Annotated in this window: 20 protein-coding genes; 5 read left to right on the forward strand and 15 right to left on the reverse strand. The window is 62.9% G+C overall.

Going from position 1 to position 18,974, the window contains the following annotated elements; genetic code table 11:
* Positions 1-3 precede the first annotated feature (3 nt).
* From NKH73_RS05115 to NKH73_RS05140, 6 genes are all read right to left on the reverse strand, one after another.
* Positions 4-645, reverse strand: a complete 642-nt coding sequence (locus tag NKH73_RS05115; RefSeq protein WP_352928712.1) for a YceH family protein — start codon at positions 643-645, stop codon at positions 4-6.
* Positions 646-718: 73 nt separating this feature from the next.
* Positions 719-1,498 carry a succinate dehydrogenase iron-sulfur subunit gene (locus NKH73_RS05120; protein ID WP_352928714.1) on the reverse strand — a complete coding sequence of 260 codons (780 nt, stop codon included), beginning with the start codon at positions 1,496-1,498 and terminating at the stop codon, positions 719-721.
* 151 nt (positions 1,499-1,649) lie between these two features.
* Complete coding sequence (sdhA, locus tag NKH73_RS05125) at positions 1,650-3,488, reverse strand: succinate dehydrogenase flavoprotein subunit (protein ID WP_352928716.1); 1,839 nt, start codon at positions 3,486-3,488, stop codon at positions 1,650-1,652.
* 4 nt (positions 3,489-3,492) lie between these two features.
* On the reverse strand, positions 3,493-3,867 hold the full coding sequence (gene sdhD, locus NKH73_RS05130) for a succinate dehydrogenase, hydrophobic membrane anchor protein (protein WP_502893884.1): 375 nt from the start codon (positions 3,865-3,867) through the stop codon (positions 3,493-3,495).
* Positions 3,868-3,890: 23 nt separating this feature from the next.
* Entirely contained in the window at positions 3,891-4,310 is a 420-nt protein-coding gene (sdhC, locus tag NKH73_RS05135; RefSeq protein WP_352928720.1) for a succinate dehydrogenase, cytochrome b556 subunit, read from the reverse strand.
* 226 nt (positions 4,311-4,536) lie between these two features.
* Positions 4,537-4,884 (reverse strand): hypothetical protein, encoded by a 348-nt coding sequence (locus tag NKH73_RS05140; protein WP_352928722.1) that lies wholly within the window; start codon positions 4,882-4,884, stop codon positions 4,537-4,539.
* A gap of 233 nt (positions 4,885-5,117) precedes the next feature.
* Here NKH73_RS05140 and NKH73_RS05145 point away from each other — a divergent pair, with 233 nt between their 5' ends.
* The gene (locus NKH73_RS05145; RefSeq protein WP_352928724.1) at positions 5,118-5,492 is read left to right on the forward strand and encodes a hypothetical protein; all 375 of its coding nucleotides are present in this window, start codon (positions 5,118-5,120) and stop codon (positions 5,490-5,492) included.
* Here the strand turns inward: NKH73_RS05145 and NKH73_RS05150 are convergent.
* The gene (locus NKH73_RS05150) at positions 5,476-6,687 is read right to left on the reverse strand and encodes a GGDEF domain-containing protein (RefSeq protein ID WP_352928726.1); all 1,212 of its coding nucleotides are present in this window, start codon (positions 6,685-6,687) and stop codon (positions 5,476-5,478) included. The genes NKH73_RS05145 and NKH73_RS05150 overlap by 17 nt on opposite strands.
* Positions 6,688-6,738: 51 nt before the next feature.
* Positions 6,739-7,959, reverse strand: coding sequence for a GGDEF domain-containing protein (locus NKH73_RS05155; protein ID WP_352928728.1), 1,221 nt, complete (start codon positions 7,957-7,959; stop codon positions 6,739-6,741).
* Between the two features lie 181 nt (positions 7,960-8,140).
* Between NKH73_RS05155 and NKH73_RS05160 the strand changes: the two genes are divergently transcribed.
* Positions 8,141-8,452 carry a hypothetical protein gene (locus NKH73_RS05160; RefSeq protein WP_352928730.1) on the forward strand — a complete coding sequence of 104 codons (312 nt, stop codon included), beginning with the start codon at positions 8,141-8,143 and terminating at the stop codon, positions 8,450-8,452.
* Positions 8,453-8,563: 111 nt separating this feature from the next.
* Here the strand turns inward: NKH73_RS05160 and leuC are convergent, their stop codons facing one another.
* From leuC to rplS, 5 genes are all read right to left on the reverse strand, one after another.
* Positions 8,564-9,973 carry a 3-isopropylmalate dehydratase large subunit gene (gene leuC, locus NKH73_RS05165; RefSeq protein WP_352928732.1) on the reverse strand — a complete coding sequence of 470 codons (1,410 nt, stop codon included), beginning with the start codon at positions 9,971-9,973 and terminating at the stop codon, positions 8,564-8,566.
* 291 nt (positions 9,974-10,264) lie between these two features.
* Positions 10,265-10,900 (reverse strand): class I SAM-dependent DNA methyltransferase, encoded by a 636-nt coding sequence (locus NKH73_RS05170; protein WP_352928734.1) that lies wholly within the window; start codon positions 10,898-10,900, stop codon positions 10,265-10,267.
* A 58-nt stretch (positions 10,901-10,958) separates the two neighbouring features.
* Entirely contained in the window at positions 10,959-11,774 is an 816-nt protein-coding gene (locus tag NKH73_RS05175) for an amino acid ABC transporter permease (protein WP_352928736.1), read from the reverse strand.
* Positions 11,775-11,861: 87 nt separating this feature from the next.
* On the reverse strand, positions 11,862-12,659 hold the full coding sequence (locus tag NKH73_RS05180; RefSeq protein WP_352928738.1) for a transporter substrate-binding domain-containing protein: 798 nt from the start codon (positions 12,657-12,659) through the stop codon (positions 11,862-11,864).
* A 275-nt stretch (positions 12,660-12,934) separates the two neighbouring features.
* A complete protein-coding gene (gene rplS / locus NKH73_RS05185; RefSeq protein WP_095484904.1) occupies positions 12,935-13,474 on the reverse strand; it encodes a 50S ribosomal protein L19 in 540 nt (179 codons plus the stop codon).
* Between the two features lie 321 nt (positions 13,475-13,795).
* Between rplS and NKH73_RS05190 the strand changes: the two genes are divergently transcribed.
* The gene (locus NKH73_RS05190; RefSeq protein WP_352928739.1) at positions 13,796-14,548 is read left to right on the forward strand and encodes a sulfite exporter TauE/SafE family protein; all 753 of its coding nucleotides are present in this window, start codon (positions 13,796-13,798) and stop codon (positions 14,546-14,548) included.
* Positions 14,549-14,632: 84 nt separating this feature from the next.
* Here NKH73_RS05190 and trmD read toward each other — a convergent pair whose 3' ends face one another.
* Positions 14,633-15,328 carry a tRNA (guanosine(37)-N1)-methyltransferase TrmD gene (gene trmD / locus NKH73_RS05195; RefSeq protein ID WP_352928741.1) on the reverse strand — a complete coding sequence of 232 codons (696 nt, stop codon included), beginning with the start codon at positions 15,326-15,328 and terminating at the stop codon, positions 14,633-14,635.
* Complete coding sequence (gene rimM, locus NKH73_RS05200) at positions 15,325-15,924, reverse strand: ribosome maturation factor RimM (RefSeq protein ID WP_352928743.1); 600 nt, start codon at positions 15,922-15,924, stop codon at positions 15,325-15,327. The genes trmD and rimM overlap by 4 nt, the downstream gene beginning before the upstream one ends.
* 146 nt (positions 15,925-16,070) lie before the next feature.
* Here rimM and NKH73_RS05205 point away from each other — a divergent pair, with 146 nt between their 5' ends.
* Both NKH73_RS05205 and NKH73_RS05210 read left to right on the forward strand, forming a co-directional pair.
* The gene (locus NKH73_RS05205) at positions 16,071-17,009 is read left to right on the forward strand and encodes a tyrosine recombinase XerC (RefSeq protein ID WP_352928745.1); all 939 of its coding nucleotides are present in this window, start codon (positions 16,071-16,073) and stop codon (positions 17,007-17,009) included.
* Positions 17,010-17,122: 113 nt separating this feature from the next.
* A complete protein-coding gene (locus NKH73_RS05210; protein WP_352928747.1) occupies positions 17,123-18,190 on the forward strand; it encodes a TraB/GumN family protein in 1,068 nt (355 codons plus the stop codon).
* The last annotated feature ends 784 nt before the right edge of the window (positions 18,191-18,974 follow it).

Here is an 18,974-nt window from a genome sequence, read left to right on the forward strand (position 1 = left end):
TCGCTACGGCCTTTCGCCGGCCATCGCGTCGATTCGTGCGCGCAGCGTCGCAATCTCTTCCTCGAGAGCTTGCACGCGCGCTTCGAGATCCGAGGCCGGCGAAGGTGATTGCTGGGACGTTGCTGCCATCACCTGCATCTGCACCGGTCCGCTGAGCAGATGCACATAGCGGTCCTCGCGCTGGCCGGGTCCACGATCGATCTGCTGAACGAGCGGCGGCTTGCGGCCGATCATCAGGTCGAGATTGCTGCGAAGCTCGTCGATCGAGGGTACCCGCGCCATGCGCTCAGCTCGCGCCAGCAATTCATGGGCAGTCTGCGGACCACGCAGCAACAGCAGGCCAAGTAGGGCGATCTGCGCCGAAGTCAGCGAAAAGCGCTGCGCGATGACATGTTCGTAGCGCTCGACGCGCGAGGCAAAGACCTGCCTGACCAGACCTTTCTGTTCGAGTTGACCCAGCGCCCGCCTGACCTCGACCAGCTCGACCGACATCACCGGCTCGCGCGCCGTCTTCTGGTTGGCGGCGGCAAGTGCTGCATTGAGCGTCAGCGGGTAGATATCGGGCGTCAGTTCCTTCTTTTCGATCAGGCAGCCGAACACGCGCGCTTCGACGGGAGAAAGGATGGGCAGCTCAGAATCAGTCATAGGTCGGCTATCCTTTTGCGGCCGGCGGGACAGCGCTTAGAACTAGATTATCCCGGTGGTAACCCCACTGAGGTCAGACCCTTCTCTCCACCATCATCTTCTTGATCTCGGCTATCGCCTTGGCCGGATTGAGCCCCTTGGGGCAGGTCTGGGCGCAATTCATGATGGTGTGGCAGCGATAGAGGCGGAACGGGTCTTCGAGATTGTCGAGCCGTTCGCCCGTGGCTTCATCGCGGGAATCGATCAGCCAGCGATAGGCCTGCAAGAGCGTCGCCGGACCGAGATAGCGGTCGCCATTCCACCAGTAGCTCGGGCAGGAGGTCGAGCAGCAGGCGCAAAGGATGCACTCGTAAAGCCCGTCGAGCTTTTCGCGGTCCTCATGGCTCTGCAGCCATTCTTTAGCCGGCTCGGGCGACACAGTCTTGAGCCACGGTTCGATCGAAGCGTGCTGGGCGTAGAAATTGGTGAGATCCGGCACCAGGTCCTTGACCACCTGCATATGCGGCAGCGGGTAGACCTTGATCGCGCCTGATATCTCGTCGCAGCCCTTGGTGCAGGCGAGGGTGTTGGAACCATCGATATTCATGGCGCAGGAGCCGCAGATGCCCTCGCGGCAGGAGCGGCGCAGCGTCAGCGTCGGGTCGATCTTGTTCTTGATCCAGAGCAGCGCGTCGAGCACCATCGGCCCGCAATCGTCCATGTCGACGAAATAAGTGTCCATGCGCGGGTTCTCGTCATCGTCCGGCGACCAGCGGTAGATGCGGTATTCGCGCAGATTGGTCGCGCCCTCCGGCTTCGACCAGGTTTTTCCGACCTTGATCTTCGAGTTCTTGGGAAGCGTCAGTTCGACCATTACCTCAGATCCTTTCGGATAACGAGCTTCAGCCCGGACCAGATCCCGCTATCGGAGGCGACCTTCACGATTAAGGCAGCCATCCAGTCCTTCGGGCCGAACTTGGCCGGAAGGGGCGTCCCGGAACACCCTGCAACCGCGAACGCCATCGCTAATATACCCTGGCCTTCGGCGCGATCTTGGCCAGGTTGATGCCGCCGTCCTTTTCCGCCAGCAGCGGCTCGGTGTGCACCGGCCGGTAGCTCAGCGTCACCTTGCCGTCTTCGCTGAGCCGAGCCAGCGTATGCTTGCGCCAGACCAAATCATCGCGGGCCGAAAAATCTTCCCGCGCATGCGCGCCGCGGCTCTCCTTGCGCGCCTCGGCGCCGTAAACCGTGGTGATAGCGTTGGCCATCAGATTTTCCAGCTCCAGCGTCTCGACCAGGTCGGAGTTCCAGATCATCGACCGGTCGAACACTTTTACGTCCTTGAGTTCGCTCCAGATCTGCGAAATGCGCTTGCAGCCGCTTTCCAGCGATTCCTGCGTACGGAACACCGCCGCATCGTCCTGCATCGCCTTCTGCATCTTTTCGCGCAAGACCGCCGTCGGCGTCGAGCCGTTGGCATGACGCAGCCGGTCGAAGCGATCCATGACCTTCTCGACCGAGGCTTCGTTGGGCGACGGGATCGCCGCGTTGCGGTCGATCACCTGGCCGGCCCGGATCGCCGCGGCGCGGCCGAACACCACCAGATCGATCAGCGAGTTCGAGCCCAGCCGGTTGGCGCCATGGACGGAGGCGCAGCCGGCCTCGCCGACCGCCATCAGCCCGGGCGACACCTGGTCCGGGTTCAAGGCAGTGGGGTTGAGCACCTCGCCCCAGTAATTGGTCGGCACACCGCCCATATTGTAGTGGACCGTCGGCAGCACCGGGATCGGCTCCTTGGTCAGGTCGACGCCGGCAAAGATTTTTGCCGATTCCGAAATGCCCGGAAGTCTCTCGTGCAAAACGGCCGGATCGAGATGGTCGAGGTGTAGAAAAATATGGTCCTTGTTCTTGCCGACGCCGCGTCCCTCGCGGATCTCCAGCGTCATGCAGCGCGAAACGACGTCGCGTGACGCCAGGTCCTTGGCCGACGGCGCATAGCGCTCCATGAAGCGCTCGCCCTCGGAGTTGACGAGATAGCCGCCTTCGCCGCGCGCGCCCTCTGTAATCAGGCAGCCGGCGCCGTAGATGCCGGTCGGATGAAACTGCACGAACTCCATGTCCTGCAGCGGCAACCCGGCGCGTGCGGCCATGCCGCCGCCGTCGCCGGTGCAGGTGTGCGCCGAGGTCGCCGAGAAATAGGCGCGGCCATAGCCGCCTGTCGCCAGCACCACCATCTTTGCCGAGAAGCGGTGGATGGTGCCGTCGTCGAGGTTCCAGGCGACGACGCCGGTACAGGTGCCGTCCGGCTCCAGGATCAAGTCGAGCGCGAAATATTCGATGAAGAACTGCGCGTTGTTCTTCAGCGACTGGCCGTAGAGCGTGTGCAGGATGGCGTGGCCGGTGCGGTCGGCGGCCGCGCAGGTGCGCTGCACCGGCGGGCCGTCGCCGAAATTCATCATGTGGCCGCCGAACGGCCGCTGGTAGATCTTGCCCTCTTCGGTGCGCGAGAACGGCACGCCGTAGTGCTCGAGCTCATAGACGGCGGCGGGCGCTTCGCGCACCAGATATTCCATGGCGTCGACATCGCCGAGCCAGTCCGATCCTTTAACGGTGTCGTACATGTGCCACTGCCAGGAGTCGGGCCCCATATTGGACAGCGAAGCGGCGATACCGCCCTGCGCCGCGACCGTATGCGACCGCGTCGGGAACACCTTGGTGATGCAGGCGGTGCGCAGGCCCTGTTCGGCCATGCCGAGCGTGGCGCGCAGGCCGGCGCCGCCGGCGCCGACGACCACCACATCGAATTTGTGGTCGACATAGGTATAGGCGGACGCCGTGTTGGCGTTTTTCGCGTCCTTGGCCAAAATGTCAGCCTCCAAATGCCAGTTTGAGCAGGGCGAAGGTCGAGGCGACGCCGACCACTACTGGAAAGAATGTGTTGAGCGCGAGCAGCGCCAGCCTCATGCCCTCGCCATGGACGTAATCCTCGATGATCGCCTGCATGCCGAGCCGCATATGATAGAGTCCGGACAACAGCACCAGGGCCAGCACCAGCGCCACGAACGGGTTGGTAAGTGCGGCGCGCACTTCGCCATAGCCGGCGCCGTTCAACGCGATCAGGAATCCGACGAAGAACAGGATCAGCGGGATGTTGGCGATCGCCGTTAGGCGCTGGCGCCAGAAATGCTCCGTGCCTTCGCGGGCGGAGCCGAGGCCGCGGACCTTCGCCAGCGGCGTGCGCATGTCGGTGTTGCGGTGGCTCACGATCAGGCTCCCCGCGCCAGATAACCGGCGATCCAGATCAGCAGCGTCAGCACGATCGAGCCGGCCAGCGTCGCCCAGGCGATCCTGGACGCCGTGCCCTTTTCGAGAGCTGCCCCGGTATCCCAGATCAGATGGCGCACGCCGCCCAGCATGTGGTGCATCAGCGCCCAGGTATAGCCGAACAGCACCAGTCGCCCCAGCCATGAGCCGAAGGCCCAGTTGACGGCATCGAAGGTGGCTTGCGAGCTCGCCGCCGCCATCAGCCACAGGGCGACCAGCAGCGTGCCGAAATAGAGCGCCCCGCCGGTGATGCGATGGATTATCGACATCGTCATCGTGATCGGCGGCCGATAGACGGTCAAATGCGGCGAAAGCGGCCGTTCACGTCTGGCAAATTCGCGGGTGGCTGGTGATTTGCTCATGGCTCCCCCAGTTCGGCGTCTCTGGAGCCCCAGGTGGAAATGCGGCGTTACCGCTTCCGGTTGCGACTTCGGACAGCCGGTTTCTAATGCTCTTTTTGCACCGCGTCAAAGCCAGAAAACCGTTTCGAAAACGTAATTTAGTCTGACAAAAGGGTGGGTCTTTGCTTCAATCGATTAGGGCGCGACCCGAAGCCGGCGCAATGTTTGCTGCAGTGCGGTAAACTGATTAACGCTTGCAGGTCAGTGGCGTCTTGCCGCCCTTCATCACCAGCGCATCGCGCCCGTCGATCACGATTGCGTCATGGGCTTCGCCGAAGCGGCTGCTTTGATTGGCGGGGGAGGCAGGCAGGTCCTCGCTGGCGCCGGCTGGGCCAAGCACGCGGACCGACGTGCCAAGGTTTTCGATGGTGATCCTGGTGCCATCGGCGCAATTGTAGGTCGCGGTGCGCGGCTGCGGTGCCGTCAAATCGGTCGTAGTGCCGGTCTTCGGCGCATTGGTCTGCGACACGCAGGCAGCGATGATCAGCAATGGAAAAAGGGCAAGCGTCGCCCGAAACGTTCGGCGTATGGCCACACGCTATCTCCCTACGCATCACTCCAGCGCGATGCTTGCTGTCACCCCGACGCCGCACTCGGGCGCGATGGTGCGGGCAAGCATGGCCGAATGATGGCTGCAACCTGCAAGGCGCCGGTATTAACCATGTTTGCCGAGACCTGGCAGCCAGCAGGACTAGCCTCTTAACAAAGGTTAAGAAAAGGTTAATTTCTGAGTCAGAGGAAGTTCGCCTCGGGCAAATGGAGGACGCCATGCGTTCGAATTCAGGCAGATCGCGCTTTCCGGCACCCATCTTGGCGGCGCCCATCTTGACGGCGCTCGTTTTGGTGGCAGTGGCCGTCGCACCGGCACTCGCCGGGACGCATGATCGCGTCTATGCCGATTCCTTCGGCAATCTGGTCATCGAGAGCGCCGCCGGCTACAAGCGCATCCTCGTCGGCGAGGGCAAGCTGGCCAAGGAATTGTCGGACTACACCGGCGCCGGCCAGCCCGAAATCATCTATGAAAACGAATCGGACGATGTCAGCCGCCGCGACTGCTACAGGCCGCCGGTTTTCGTAAAAGGCCGCAGCTATATGTACGGGCTTTCCGACGGCGAGATGCCCGAACTCAGCCCGTGCCGCTGATTCTGTCAGGCGTCGCCACCGGCGTTTGCAGGGCTGGCCCTAACGAGATACGCACGCGATCACGCCCGCCGCGCTTGGCCTGGTAGAGCGCGCCGTCCGCACGCCGCATGAGATCGGCGAAACCCTCGCCCGGTTGAAGCTCGGCAACGCCAAAGCTGGCGGAGCACCGATGGTCCGCCGGCAAACAGTCGATCGGCAAGGCACCGAAAGCGCTGCGCATCCCTTCGGCGAGGAGCCGCGCAGCGGCGAGATTGGTCCCCGGCAGGATGATGGCGAACTCTTCTCCGCCGATGCGGCCGGCGACGTGATGATCAGCGGCCGCATCACGCAGGAAGCCCGCAAAGGCACCGATGACCCGGTCACCGGATGCGTGACCGAAGCTGTCGTTGATGCTCTTGAAATGATCGAGGTCGGCGATGACCAGGGCGACCGGAATACCCTTGCGCACGGCGTCACGCATCGCAAGCTCGGCATGACGTTCGAAGCCGCCTCGGTTGAGCAACCTTGATAGCGTGTCCGTCTCCGACTTCGACGTCGCCTCGGCGAGCACGTCACGGACCAAAATGACCAGAATGAGAAGCGCGACCGTCATGGCGAATACCGTGCCAAGCGATTGCGACACCAGAGCATAGTTGCTCTGCAGATAGGCCTGCGGATTGATGCCCCAGCCCCCCAATGCGTGGGCGATGAACGGCTTGCTCACGAATTGCAGGGCACTGGCCGCCAGAACGGCCATCAGAGCGCGGTCGAGCCAGTCGCGTTTTTGCTTGGACGACCAGACGAGGCCGAGGCCGACGAACTGCATGGCCGCATAGGGGAGTTGGTAGGCCATCATGCGGGCGAGCGACTGACGTGGCATATCCTGCACAAGATACACTGCAACGGTGGCCGCAAGCAGAAAGACGAGCATCGGACGCCAGGGGATCGCCACGCCATACTTATGGGCGAGCCCAGCATTGAAGACGATGGTGGCGCCGAGGAAAACGGCAAAAGCCGTGACGACCGCGGGTCGCGCATTGTCGAAGACCGGAATGCTGAACTCAATGGCGAAGTAGGTCATCCCGAGCAGATAACCGAAGACCAGCCAGTGTGCCGATGCACGTGCCACATCGTAGAACGAGATGGTCATGAAGGCAGCCGCCAGCAGTCCGGCGACGAGCAGGTTGATTGCAAGGATGAACTCTGCGCCGCCCATGTGTTTCTCGCACTCTTTACGAAAGCAAATCACGGACGGGCGAAAAAGACGTTAATGCGAACCCAAGCGCGAACGATCCGCCGCTGTGAGCGGTTCTGCGACAAATACCGATTCCGGCCGTTCATAAGATAGCCGCACGCTGTCGCGGCCGTTCCTTTTGGCTTTGTAGAGCGCCTCGTCGGCGCGGCGCATCAGCGGCTCCAGTGCTTCGTCGCCGGTACGGGCCGCCACGCCGAAGCTCGCGGTAACTCTCGTGCCGGGCGGAAGCCCGTCGACGCTGCCCGCCGCATAGAGCGTGCGAATGGCTTCGGCAAACAGCCTTGCCGCGCCGAGGTCGCTCAGCGGCAAAAGCACGGCGAACTCCTCGCCGCCGATGCGGCCAGCGACGCCGCGCGTGCCGGCAGCCGATAGAAGCTTGGCGGCAAAGTCGGCGATCACGCGATCGCCCGCCGCATGCCCGTGAAGGTCGTTGAGCGCCTTGAAATGATCGAGGTCGGCGACCACCAGCGCGACCGGCAGTTTAGCGGTGGCGCAGTGCTGCAAGAGAAGCTTGGCGCGCTCCTCGAAACCGCGACGGTTGAGCAGGCCCGACAGCGGATCGGTATACGCCTCGGCCTTCAGCGCCTTCATCACGTCGAGCGCCGCCGCGCAGAACAGGCAAAGCGCGATGAGCAGCGACAGCAGCGCATGCGACAGCAGCGCCGTCGTCCAGTAGGATGAGGCGTAAAAGCCGTCATAGCTTGTGAAGGGTCCGTGCGCGATGATGACGGCTAGTGTTCGCACGAAGAAATTCAGGCCGGAAACCAGCGACAGCACGAACAGGATCATTTCCGTCGGACCCCTGCCGCGCACCGGGCGCAGTTCTGCCGCCACAAGCAGACTGAGGCCGCCGAAGCCGAAATTCATCGCCAGGATCCGCCAAGTGAGGTCCGGCTGAACGAACAGGAACCAGCAGAATGCGGTCAGGCCGCCTCCCGCTAGAACGCCGATCCCGGTATAGGGCACGCGCCGCCCGTAGCGCACCACGATCGCGCTGCAGAGGCAGCAGGCGGCAAAGGTGAAGCATGTGTTGGAAAGCAGCTTGGTCGGCGCCATGCCGACAGGCAGGGTAAAGTACTGGAACAGGAACCCGGCCGCCGACAGCGAGTAGCTGACGGCGAGCACGGCCAGATAGGGGCGGTGGCGCTGGTAGAACCACAGCACGAGAAACACCGCGCCGAGCGCAAGCGCGATCGTCGGATTGAGCAACGCTACCAGCAAACCGGTGTCCAAAGGACCGTGACCCCCCACGCTTCCGCCAGGGAAGACCTTAGGGCGGAAGCCCAAACAAGCGGTTAAGCCCAAACAAGCAGTTAAGCAAAGTCGAATATACGCGGTGTCGCCCATGAAGCTGCTGCGCGGAACTTGAAACCGCGATCGGCGTTTTCCAGCAGCAATCGATGGAGACGCTTTCATGGCCGATACGATCATGCTGACTGATCACGAAGCAATTCGCTCATGGGTCGCGGCGCGCGCCGGATTTCCGGCGATCGTCGACGTGTCGCCCGAGACGGGAACGCAAGCCATGCTGAGGCTGGTCTTCGGCCAGCACGCTTATCAGGACCAGGATCAGGGCGAACGTCCGGTCAATGCGGGCGGCTACGAACTGGTCGAATGGGACGAATGGTTCAAGCTCTTCGACGAACGTCAGCTGGCGCTCGTCGTCGCTGCGGAGCAACCCGGCCGGCGTGAGCAATTCCATGAGTTCATAAGGCGCCCGGCGTGAAGAAAACCCGAACCGCATCGCGGTTCGGGTTCTGGCATGCACTCATATACGAACTGTGGCGGGCCGAGTTATTTCCGCTCACGCCTGAATCTATTTCCACTCACGCCAGATCTACTTCCACTCCCGAATGTCGACGAAGTGGCCGGCGATCGCCGCCGCCGCCGCCATGGCGGGCGACACCAGATGGGTGCGGCCCTTGAAGCCCTGACGGCCTTCGAAATTGCGGTTCGAGGTGGAGGCGCAGCGCTCATGCGGCTTCAGGCGATCGTCGTTCATGGCAAGGCACATCGAGCAGCCCGGCTCGCGCCAATCGAAGCCGGCCGCGACAAAGATCTTGTCGAGACCTTCGGCCTCCGCCTGCTCCTTGACCAGGCCGGAACCCGGCACGATCATCGCATCGACATGCGGGCTGACTTTTTTGCCTTCGACCACCTTGGCGACGGCGCGCAAATCCTCGATGCGACCGTTGGTGCAGGAGCCGATAAAGACGCGGTCGAGCGCAATGTCGGTGATCTTGGTGCCCGGCGTCAGGCCCATATAGTCAAGGGCGCGCTGCTTGGAGGTGCGCTTGTTCTCATCAGTGATGTCGTCGGGGTTCGGCACGATGCCCTGGACCGACACGACGTCCTCGGGCGAAGAACCCCAGGAGACGATCGGCGGCAGTTTCGCCGCGTCGAGCACGACCACCTTGTCGAAATGCGCGCCTTCGTCGGACTGCAGCGTCTTCCAGTACGCGAGTGCTGCATCCCACGCTTCGCCCTTCGGCGCTCGCGGCTTATCCTTGACATAGGCGAAGGTCGTCTCGTCGGGCGCGATCAGGCCGGCCCGGGCGCCGCCCTCGATCGACATGTTGCAGATGGTCATGCGGCCTTCCATCGACAGCGCGCGGATCGCTTCGCCAGCATATTCGATGACATAGCCGGTGCCGCCGGCAGTGCCGATCTCGCCGATGATGGCGAGGATGATATCCTTGGCGGTCACGCCTTCGGGCAGCGCGCCGTCGACGCGCACCAGCATGTTCTTGGCCTTGCGCTGGATCAGCGTCTGCGTGGCCAGCACATGCTCGACTTCCGAGGTGCCGATGCCATGCGCCAAAGCGCCGAAGGCGCCGTGCGTCGAAGTGTGACTGTCACCGCAGACGATGGTCATGCCGGGCAGCGTAAAGCCCTGCTCCGGACCGATGATGTGGACGATGCCCTGGCGGATATCCTTTTCGGAGTAATATTCGACGCCGAAATCCTTGGCGTTCTTGGCCAGCGCCTCGACCTGGATGCGGCTCTCCTCGTTCTTGATGCCGAACTTGCGCTCGGGCGAGGTCGACACATTGTGGTCGACCACGGCCAGCGTCTTTTCCGGATGCCGGACCTTTCTGCCGGTCATGCGCAGGCCTTCGAAGGCTTGCGGACTGGTCACTTCATGGACGAGGTGACGATCGATGTAGAGCAGGCAGGTGCCGTCGTCCTGGCGGTCGACGACATGGTCGTCGAATATCTTATCGTAGAGGGTGCGCGGTGCGCTCATGTGCGTAAATCCGTCGATATGAAAATGAGAAGGGACAAGCGCCGGCTAGCCGGCGAACAAGGCCTAGCGAAGTCGGCTGGTCAGAGCGCCGGAAACGCGCGCGGAGAATCGCGACGGCAGGCGTTTTCTGTCCTGCAGCACGAAGCCCTTGTAGGCCGGATCGCCAAAAAGCTGTTCCATGGCGTGGCTCATATCAATGTTTTGGCTTTTCGGCAATTGGCCGATGCCTTCGCAGAACCAGGGTTCCTCGCCCACGGAGTGGGGAGAGGAACTAACGCCAAGCTTACCCCCTCAAACCACTTCAAACACGAATGTCTTCACCAGCGCCTCAGGCTCGGCGATGGCATAGCAGCGGAACCATGGGCTTTCTTCGACCGGCCGCCATTTCTTCGCCTGCTCCAGCTCATTGGACACGGCCTGAAACCCGCCGCTCTCGAACACCTGGTCGCGAACGGTGAAGATGGCGTGGCCACCCTTCTTGGTGATGCGCACCAGTTCGTGCAGGCCGGAAGCCGGTGCATGGCTGATGGTGAACACGCCGGTCGAGAAGAAGGCGCGGAAATACCCGTCGGGCCAAGGCAGCGGACCGCCAAGCATCGCCTGTTTCAGCTCGCTGTAGGCCTGCCTACTGCCGGCGATTTTCAGCATGTCCTCCGACAGGTCGAGCCCGGCAATGTCCTGATAGCCCAGCGCCTTGAGTGACGGTCCCGACAGGCCGGTGCCGCAGCCGGCGTCGAGCAGCGGCCCTTCGCCTGATGGCACATGGCGCGTCACCCAGGCGGCGATCAGGAATGGCAGGAGATAGCCGAGCGAGGCGGTCTCGCTGTCGTAGGTTGCAGCCCATGCGGCATAGGCTTGCGCCAGCGCTTCCGGCGTATCCGCGGTATAGACCGAGTCCAGCGCCGCATTGGCTTTATCGATATTCATAGGGTCAACTCCTCCGCAACCGGACCACGTCGATCGTAGCGCCATCCTCGCCTGCCTTCTATTGCTCATGCTGACGCCGCAGCCGCTTCTCCAGCGCCCGCAACGCCAGCGACAGGCCAACCGTTAGAATGAGATAGATGTAGGCGACAATGGAATAGGTCTCGAAGAAGCGGAACGAGCCAGCAGCGTAGATCTTGCCCATCTGGGTGATGTCGGCGACGCCGAGCACCGAGACCAGCGAGGAATCCTTGACCATGGCGACGAAATCATTGCCGAGCGGCGGCAGGATGGTGCGGATCGCCTGCGGAAACACGATCAGCCGGAAGCTCTGCGTGCGCGTCAGCCCCAGCGCCTTCGCCGCCTCGATCTGCCCCTTCTCGACCGCCTGGATGCCGGCACGGAAGACTTCCGAGATGAACGCCGAGTAGCCGATGGTCAGCGCCATGATGGCGCGCCACAACAGCGACACGTCGCGCACCAGCAGTTCACCGAGCAGGCCGGCGCTTTGCAACGGCGCGGTCACCGCGTTCCACGCCGCGACGAAGGCCGGCGCGCCGGCAAAAGCGATCCAGAACAACAGCACCAGCATCGGCACGCCGCGGATGATCTCGACATAGAAGCGGGCGATCTGGCGCAGCCAGCGCGACCCCGACAGTCCCATCAGCGCAATGCCGAGCCCGATTGCGGAGGCTAGCGCGAAGGCAACCATTGTGACGAAGACAGTGATGCCGATGCCCTTGGCGACGGTCGCGAAGACCTGGGCATAGAGGTCGCTTGCGGCGATGAAGAGAGCGGCTGCGACGGCGAGTGCCGCCGCCACCGCAAGCCACCAGGGGAAGTCGGATTTTGCGGTGGAAGATGCCGGCGTCTGCATCAGGCGATGCTGGCGACAGAATAGCGAAACTCCGTCCGTGCAATAATCAACGCACGGTCCACACGCAGTAAGCGCGCCAAGACCAGCTCACTGCCCCATCTTGTAATCAAGGAACCATTTCTTGTTGAGCGTGTCGAACGTGCCGTCGGCCTTTAATGCGGCGATCGCCGCATTGACCGGCTTCACCAGATCCGAGCCTTTCGGGAAAATAAAGCCGAAATCCTCGGTGCCGAGCGGACCGCCGATCAGTTTCAGCGCGCCATTGGACGCCTCGACATAACCCTTGCCGGCGGTGCCGTCGGTCAAAACGACATCGACGTCGCCGGTCTTCAGCGCCTGCACCGTCGCGCCGAACGTCTCAAACAGTTTGATGCGCGGGTTCTGCTCATTGCCGTCGAGCACGCTGTAGACGGCGGTGTAGAAGGGCGTGGTGCCGGCCTGCGCGCCGATCAGCCCATCTTTGAAGGCGCCGAAAGTCTTGGCGTCGGTGAAACGCTTCTCGTCGCCGCGCACCAGCATGAACTGTTCCGAGCGCATATAGGGGTCGGAGAAGTCGACTTTCTGCTTGCGGTCGTCCTTGATGGTGATGCCGGTCATGCCGATGTTGAACTGGTTGTCGGAAAGCGCCTGGATCATCGCGTCCCAGGACGTGTTCTGGTACTCGACCTGGAAATTCAGCCGCTTGGCGATCTCATTCATCGCATCATATTCCCAGCCGATCTGCTTGCCGGTCTTGGCGTCGATGAACTGCAGCGGCGGATAGGCGTTCTCCGTCACCACCACCACCTTCTTGCCGCCGAGATCGGGCAGCGCCTGCGCCAGGGCAGCGACGGGCACGAGAATCAGAGCCAACAGGCCGGCCAACAGCAGTTTCGATTTGGTCATGACACTCCCCGAGAACTTGAACGGCCTCGACATGGTCGAGGCTTGCAGGAAAATCCGGCGCCGACTTTAGCTTTCCGCAGGCTGCTTGCAAGCCGATCCGATGCGCCGCGTCGTTCGAGAACGGATTCCCATGCTTCAACCGAGCGATTTGCGGAGCGATCCGTACCTGCAGCGGGTCAATTAGGGCCTGGCAAATCGAAGCCCGGGAGGTTTTCCCCTCCAAAACGAAAAAGGCGGCCGAAGCCGCCTTTCGAAACATGGTTGTTGAAAAAGTCTTATTCGGCGACAGCCGCTTCCGCAGCCTTGGCGGCCTCGTCGGCGGCCTTCTTCTCAGCGGCGTCCTGCGCGGCCTTCTCGGCAGCGAGCGCCTGGGCGGCGGCCACCTTCTCGGCCTCGATGCGGGCCTTCTCGGCGTTCAGCGCATCGCGCTCCTCATCGTTCAGCTTGCGGGCGCGCACGCCGGTGTTTTCCGAAATACGGGCCGACTTGCCGCGACGATCGCGCAGGTAATAGAGCTTGGCGCGACGCACCTTGCCGCGGCGCACGATCTCGACGCCCTCGACCATCGGCGAATAGACCGGGAACACGCGCTCCACGCCTTCGCCGTAGGAAATCTTGCGAACGGTAAAACTCTCCTGGAAGCCGGCGCCGGCGCGGGCGATGACGACGCCCTCATAAGCCTGGACGCGGGTGCGGGTGCCTTCGGTCACGCGGACCTGGACGCGCACGGTGTCGCCGGGCTGGAACTCGGGAAGCTTGCGCTTGGCTTCGATCTTGGCGGCCTGTTCGGCCTCGAGCTGACGGAGGATGTCCATCTCTACAAATCCACTTCTTGTTCTTCCGACAGTCAGAGCGTCCGACACTCGCCTTGCAGTTCCATTGACCGCTCGGCTATGCCTTTTGTTCGCGAGAACATCGGGCAGGGGCGACTACACCGCCATTGTTGACGGGTCCGGCAGATTTTTCTTCCGGTTCGGGCGGGCACATACAGCTATTTCGACGCTTTGTCACGCCTTTGCCGTGTTCTTTTTTGGTCGCTGGCCGACATAGCAATCTTTCAGCGCAGGGGTTGCGTCGAAGGCCCAAGCTTTTTAAGCCGGGTAAAACGTGACTTTCCTCCGGCGGCAATACCCCTCATGCCAGTTCTCGATGCGGCCCTGCTCTTTGTCGCGGGCTTTCTTTCAGGTGCCGTCAACGCGATAGCCGGCGGTGGCACGTTCGTGACCTTCGGTGCCATGACACTGGTCGGCTTGCCGCCGATCGTCGCCAACGCCACCTCGTCGGTGACACAGTTCCCCGGCTATATCACCTCGACGCTCGCCTATTGGTCCGACATCAAGCATTTCTGGCGCACCGCGTTGCTGCTCGGCGTCATATCGGCTTTCGGCGCGCTAGCCGGTGCGCTCATCCTTCTGGCGCTCGACAATCCGTCTTTCCGCGTGCTGGTGCCATGGCTGCTGCTGGCTGCAACCGCGCTGTTCGCCGCCGGGCCTTGGCTGAAGCCGGCGCCCAAGCCAGGACATGAGGCCGCGGTCGGTTCGCTGGTCGGTTCCCTGGCGCAATTCGCGACCGCGGTCTATGGCGGCTTCTTCGGCGCCGGCATGGGCGTCATGATGCTGGCGACGCTCGGCCTTACCCAGCCCGGCGACTACCACCGCCTGAACGCGCTGAAGAACATGCTGGCCGTGATCATCGCGGCGGTAGCCATCCTGGTTTTCGTCTCGGGCGGCGTGATCGCCTGGCCGCAGGCGATCATCATGATACCGGGCGGCGCACTAGGCGGCTACGCCGGCGTCTGGATCGCCAAGCGCGTGCCGCAAATTGCCGTCCGCGGCTTCGTCGTTGGGGTCGGCGTGTTCCTGGCCTTTTACTATTTCACCAAGGGCTGAGCGGCTCGACCATGATCCCGAAAAGTGGAAGCCGGTTTTCGGTAAAGATCATGGTCAAACAGGAAGATGGAGCCCATCCCGATTTTATCGGGATGAATCAGGTTCCATCATATCAGGCCGGCGCTCCTTGGTCAGCTTTTCCGATTCCCCTCGCCGCCATGCGGCGATCTTCTTGTGATTGCCCGAGGTGAGAACCTCGGGAATTTGCCGGCCGTCGAATTCCTGCGGCCGCGTGTAGTGCGGATGTTCGAGCAGGCCGTTTTCAAAGCTCTCTTCATCGCCTGACACCGCGTTCCCCATCACGCCGGGCAACAGCCGCACCACAGCGTCGAGCAGCACGAGCGCTGCCGGCTCGCCGCCGGAGAGGATGAAGTCGCCGACCGAGACCTCCTCAAGCCCACGCGCGTCGATCACCCGCTGGTCGACGCCTTCGAAGCGTCCGCAGACGATCACCGCGCCCGGCCCGGCGGCCAGCTCGCGCACTCGGGCCTGCGTCAGCGGTTTTCCACGCGGGCTCATCAGCAGCCGTGGCCGTGGATCACCCGGTGGCGAGGTATGGTCGATCGCCTTGGCCAAAACGTCGGCGCGCATAACCATGCCGGCGCCGCCGCCGGCCGGCGTATCGTCGACGGTGCGATGGCGGTCGGTGGCAAAATCGCGGATCTGGATTGCTTCCAGCGACCATGTGCCAGCCTCCAGCGCACGGCCGGCCAGAGACACGCCGAGCGCGCCGGGAAACATCTCGGGATAGAGCGTCAGCACCGAGGCGGAGAAACTCACCGGTTGCCCCCGGCATCCCTGGGTCCGCGTGGCCTGCCCTTGGGGTCGAAACCATCGTGGCCGGGAGCATCGCCGTCTTCGTCATCGATCAGGCCCGCCGCCGCCGGATCGATGCGGACGAAACCCTCTTTGATAGACACGTCAGGCACGGCGGCCTGCGTGAACGGGATCAGCACGCCTTTGCGCTCGCCAAGCGTCACGTCGAGAATGTCGCCGCCGCCGAAATTATGCACCGCCACCACCTTGCCGATGTCAGCACCGGTATCGTCCCGGACCGTCAGCCCGACGAGGTCGGCATGATAGAATTCGTCCTCTTCGCCATCGTCGGGCAGCATCGAACGGTCGACGAACAATTCCGTGCCGGCAAGCGCCTCGGCGGCGTTGCGGTCGCTGATGCCCTTGAAGCGCACCACAACGACGGTGTTGGCCGGCCTGATGTCGACGATCTGAAAGGCGCGGCCATCCCTGGCGTAGAGCGGACCGTAGTCGGCCAGCGCCAACGGATCGCCGGTGAAGGTTTTCACACGCAATTCGCCTTTGATGCCGTGGGCGGCGCCGATCACGGCCATCTGGACGGGGTTTTGCGGTTTGGTCATCGGCGGAAAAATCCTTTGGCCTTGCTCTAGCTCCACCCTCTTGTCATTTCAATGACGCGGCTCTTCACCGCTTCCTAACCCGGCTGCCGGAAGATGGCCCAGAATTGGAAGAACGAATTGCAAGAACGGAATATCGGAAGAGCCCAATGCAGGAATTTCTTATTCCAGCCAAACCAGACCTTCAGGCAGCCCGCGAAACCTGGCTGAAGATGCTGGCGCGCGAACGCCGGCTGTCGCCGGAAACCGTGGAGGCGTACGAGCGCGACACCCGCCAGTTCCTGCACTTCCTGACCGGCCATTGCGGCGGCTCGCCCGGCATTTCGGATATCGCCGATCTGCGCCCGGCCGATCTGCGCGGCTTTCTCGCCGCTCGCCGTGCCGGAGGTGCCGGTGCCCGCACGCTCGGGCGGGGGCTCGCCGGCATCCGTTCGCTGCTGCGTTTTCTGGAGCGGCGCGGCCTCGTCAACGCGGCGGGTGCCGCGGCACTGCGCGCCCCGCGGCAGCCGAAGTCGCTGCCCAAGCCGCTGACGGCCAGTGATGCGAAACACGTCGTTTCAGTGGAAGGTCAGCTGGCGGAGGAGCCGTGGATCGCTGCCCGCAACGCTGCCGTGCTGACGCTGCTCTACGGCTCGGGCCTGCGCATTTCCGAGGCGCTCGGCCTGTCGGGCGCCGATCTGTCGGCACCTGGCGATACGGTGCTGCGCGTCACCGGCAAGGGCGGCAAGACGCGGCTGGTGCCGGTGCTGCCGGTGGCGCTGCGGGCGATTGCCGAATACCGGCGGCTCTGTCCCTGGCATCTCGACCCGAAGGGCCTGCTGTTTCGCGGCACCCGCGGCGGCCCGCTCAACCCGGCCATCGTCCAGCGCGACATGGCCAAGCTGCGCTCGGCACTCAATCTGCCCGACACCGCCACGCCCCATGCCTTGCGTCATTCCTTCGCCACGCATCTGCTTGGGCGCGGCGGCGACCTGCGCACCATCCAGGAACTTTTGGGCCACGCCAGCCTGTCGACGACGCAGATCTATACCGGCGTCGACACCGCGAGGCTGCTCGAAATCTATGAGGCGTCCCATCCCAGGGCGTAACCTACGCATGCTTTCCCAAAGCTGCGGACAAGGTACGAGCCGTGAGCCTGATCCGAGACAATTTTGCTCGACCGGTTAACCGTTTCACCGTCCTTTGAACCTAAAAGCGAGTCATGAAACGTGTCATTGCCATCGCCGACCGCACGGCCCTTGCGTCGCTGAAGCTGCTCGTGGCGGTCAACATCCTGTTTTTTCTCGCTTTCCTCATCATTGCGCTGCTCGCCGCCGGCAAGGCGCGTGCCGAAACCCCGGTCTGCGCCGGCGCCGACATGCTGTTGGCCTTGCAGAAGGACGACCCGGCTGCCTACCGCAAGATCGAGACCGAAGCGGCCGCGATACCGAACGGCAAGGGCCTGTTGTGGAAGCTGGAAAAGGCGGGTGAAAAACCGTCCTTCCTGTTTGGCACCATGCACGTGACCGACCCGCGCGTGACCACGCTGCCGCCCGCAGCGCAAAGGGCGTTTGATGCCGCCGACACTGTCGTCATCGAGACTACGGAGGTGCTCGATCAGCAGAAGATGATGGCGGCGTTCCTGAAAGAGCCGGAGCTGATGATGTTCACCGACAGCACCACGCTGTCCTCGCTGCTGTCGCCGGACGATGCGGCGACCGTGAACAAGGCGCTCGACGCGCGCGGCATCCCGCCGGCGAGCGTTGCCAAGATGAAGCCGTGGATGCTGTCCACCATGGTCGCGCTCCCGGCCTGTGAACTGGCCCGCCAGTCCGGGGGTGCGCCGGTGCTCGACATCAAGCTCGCGGAGGACGCCAAAGCCTCAGGCAAGACCGTCGATGGTCTGGAGACCGTCGCCGATCAGCTTCGCGCGATGGCCTCGCTGCCACTCGCTTTTCACATGAAGGGCCTCGTCGAAACACTGAAGCTCGGCGACAGAATGAACGACGTCAACGAAACCATGATCGTGCTTTACCAGCGCGGCGACATCGGCATGTTCTGGCCGCTGTTTCGTACCGTCCTTCCCAGCGACGAAGACGATTCGGCGGGCTATGCCGCCTTCGAGAAAACCATGATCACCAGCCGCAACAAGGTGATGGTCGATCATGCCGGGCCGATCCTCGCCGGGGGCAACGCTTTCATGGCGGTCGGCGCCCTGCATCTTCCAGGGACGGAAGGCCTGGTCGAGGATTTCCGCAGGGCCGGCTACACCGTCACTGCCGTCGACTAGTTGCACGGTTGAGTTGCGGATCCCGCAAGACGTGGTTTCGGTCGATGCCCTCCCGAATCATGCAAGCCTTGTCTACGCGCAAGACGGTAGAAAAGGTTCGTTTTGGCTCGATCGCTGCCAGTTTGCGAAGAAAATGCGCGCGGATAAACGATTCCGGGTGTAAGATTGCCCTGTTTTCGGCGTTTTCGATTCCTAGCGTGAAACCTGTTCAACGATTGCGCGTTGAGTTGTGTTGATTGATATTTTTCATCCACGGAGGACACTTTTATGGCGAATCCAAACGACCCGTACACCACTCCGACTCCCCCTCCCAAGGCGGGTGGCGGCGGCAGCGGCTGGCTGATTGCCCTGGTTGTCGTTATCTTGGCTATTGTCGCTTATTATATTTTTGGAAGAAGCGGTGAACCGCCAGCGCCTGCTGAACCGCCGGCGGCCACCACGCCAGCCCCAGCGCCAGCAGAACCAGCGCCTGCTCCGGCACCCGCAGAGCCGGCCCCCGCGCCCGCACCGGCCCCCGCAGAGCCGGCTCCGGCGCCAGCACCTGCTCCGGCGCCTGCTGAGCCAGCGCCTGCTCCGGCGCCCGCACCAGCCCCGCAGTGATCGGCTGCTGATTACAAATACAAACGGCCCGCTTTTCAGCGGGCCGTTTTGCTTTGAGCCGTCAGATGGCTTCCGGCCACCTTCGTCATCCTAGAGTCTTTCATGTTTTTACGGAAGCATATCCAGCGTTGTTGAAGTAGTTTGCGCATTCGTCAGGCTTGATGGTGCCGACGAGGGTGCCGAG

The organism is Mesorhizobium sp. M0938 (genome assembly GCF_040319125.1).
Lineage (GTDB): Bacteria > Pseudomonadota > Alphaproteobacteria > Rhizobiales > Rhizobiaceae > Mesorhizobium > Mesorhizobium robiniae.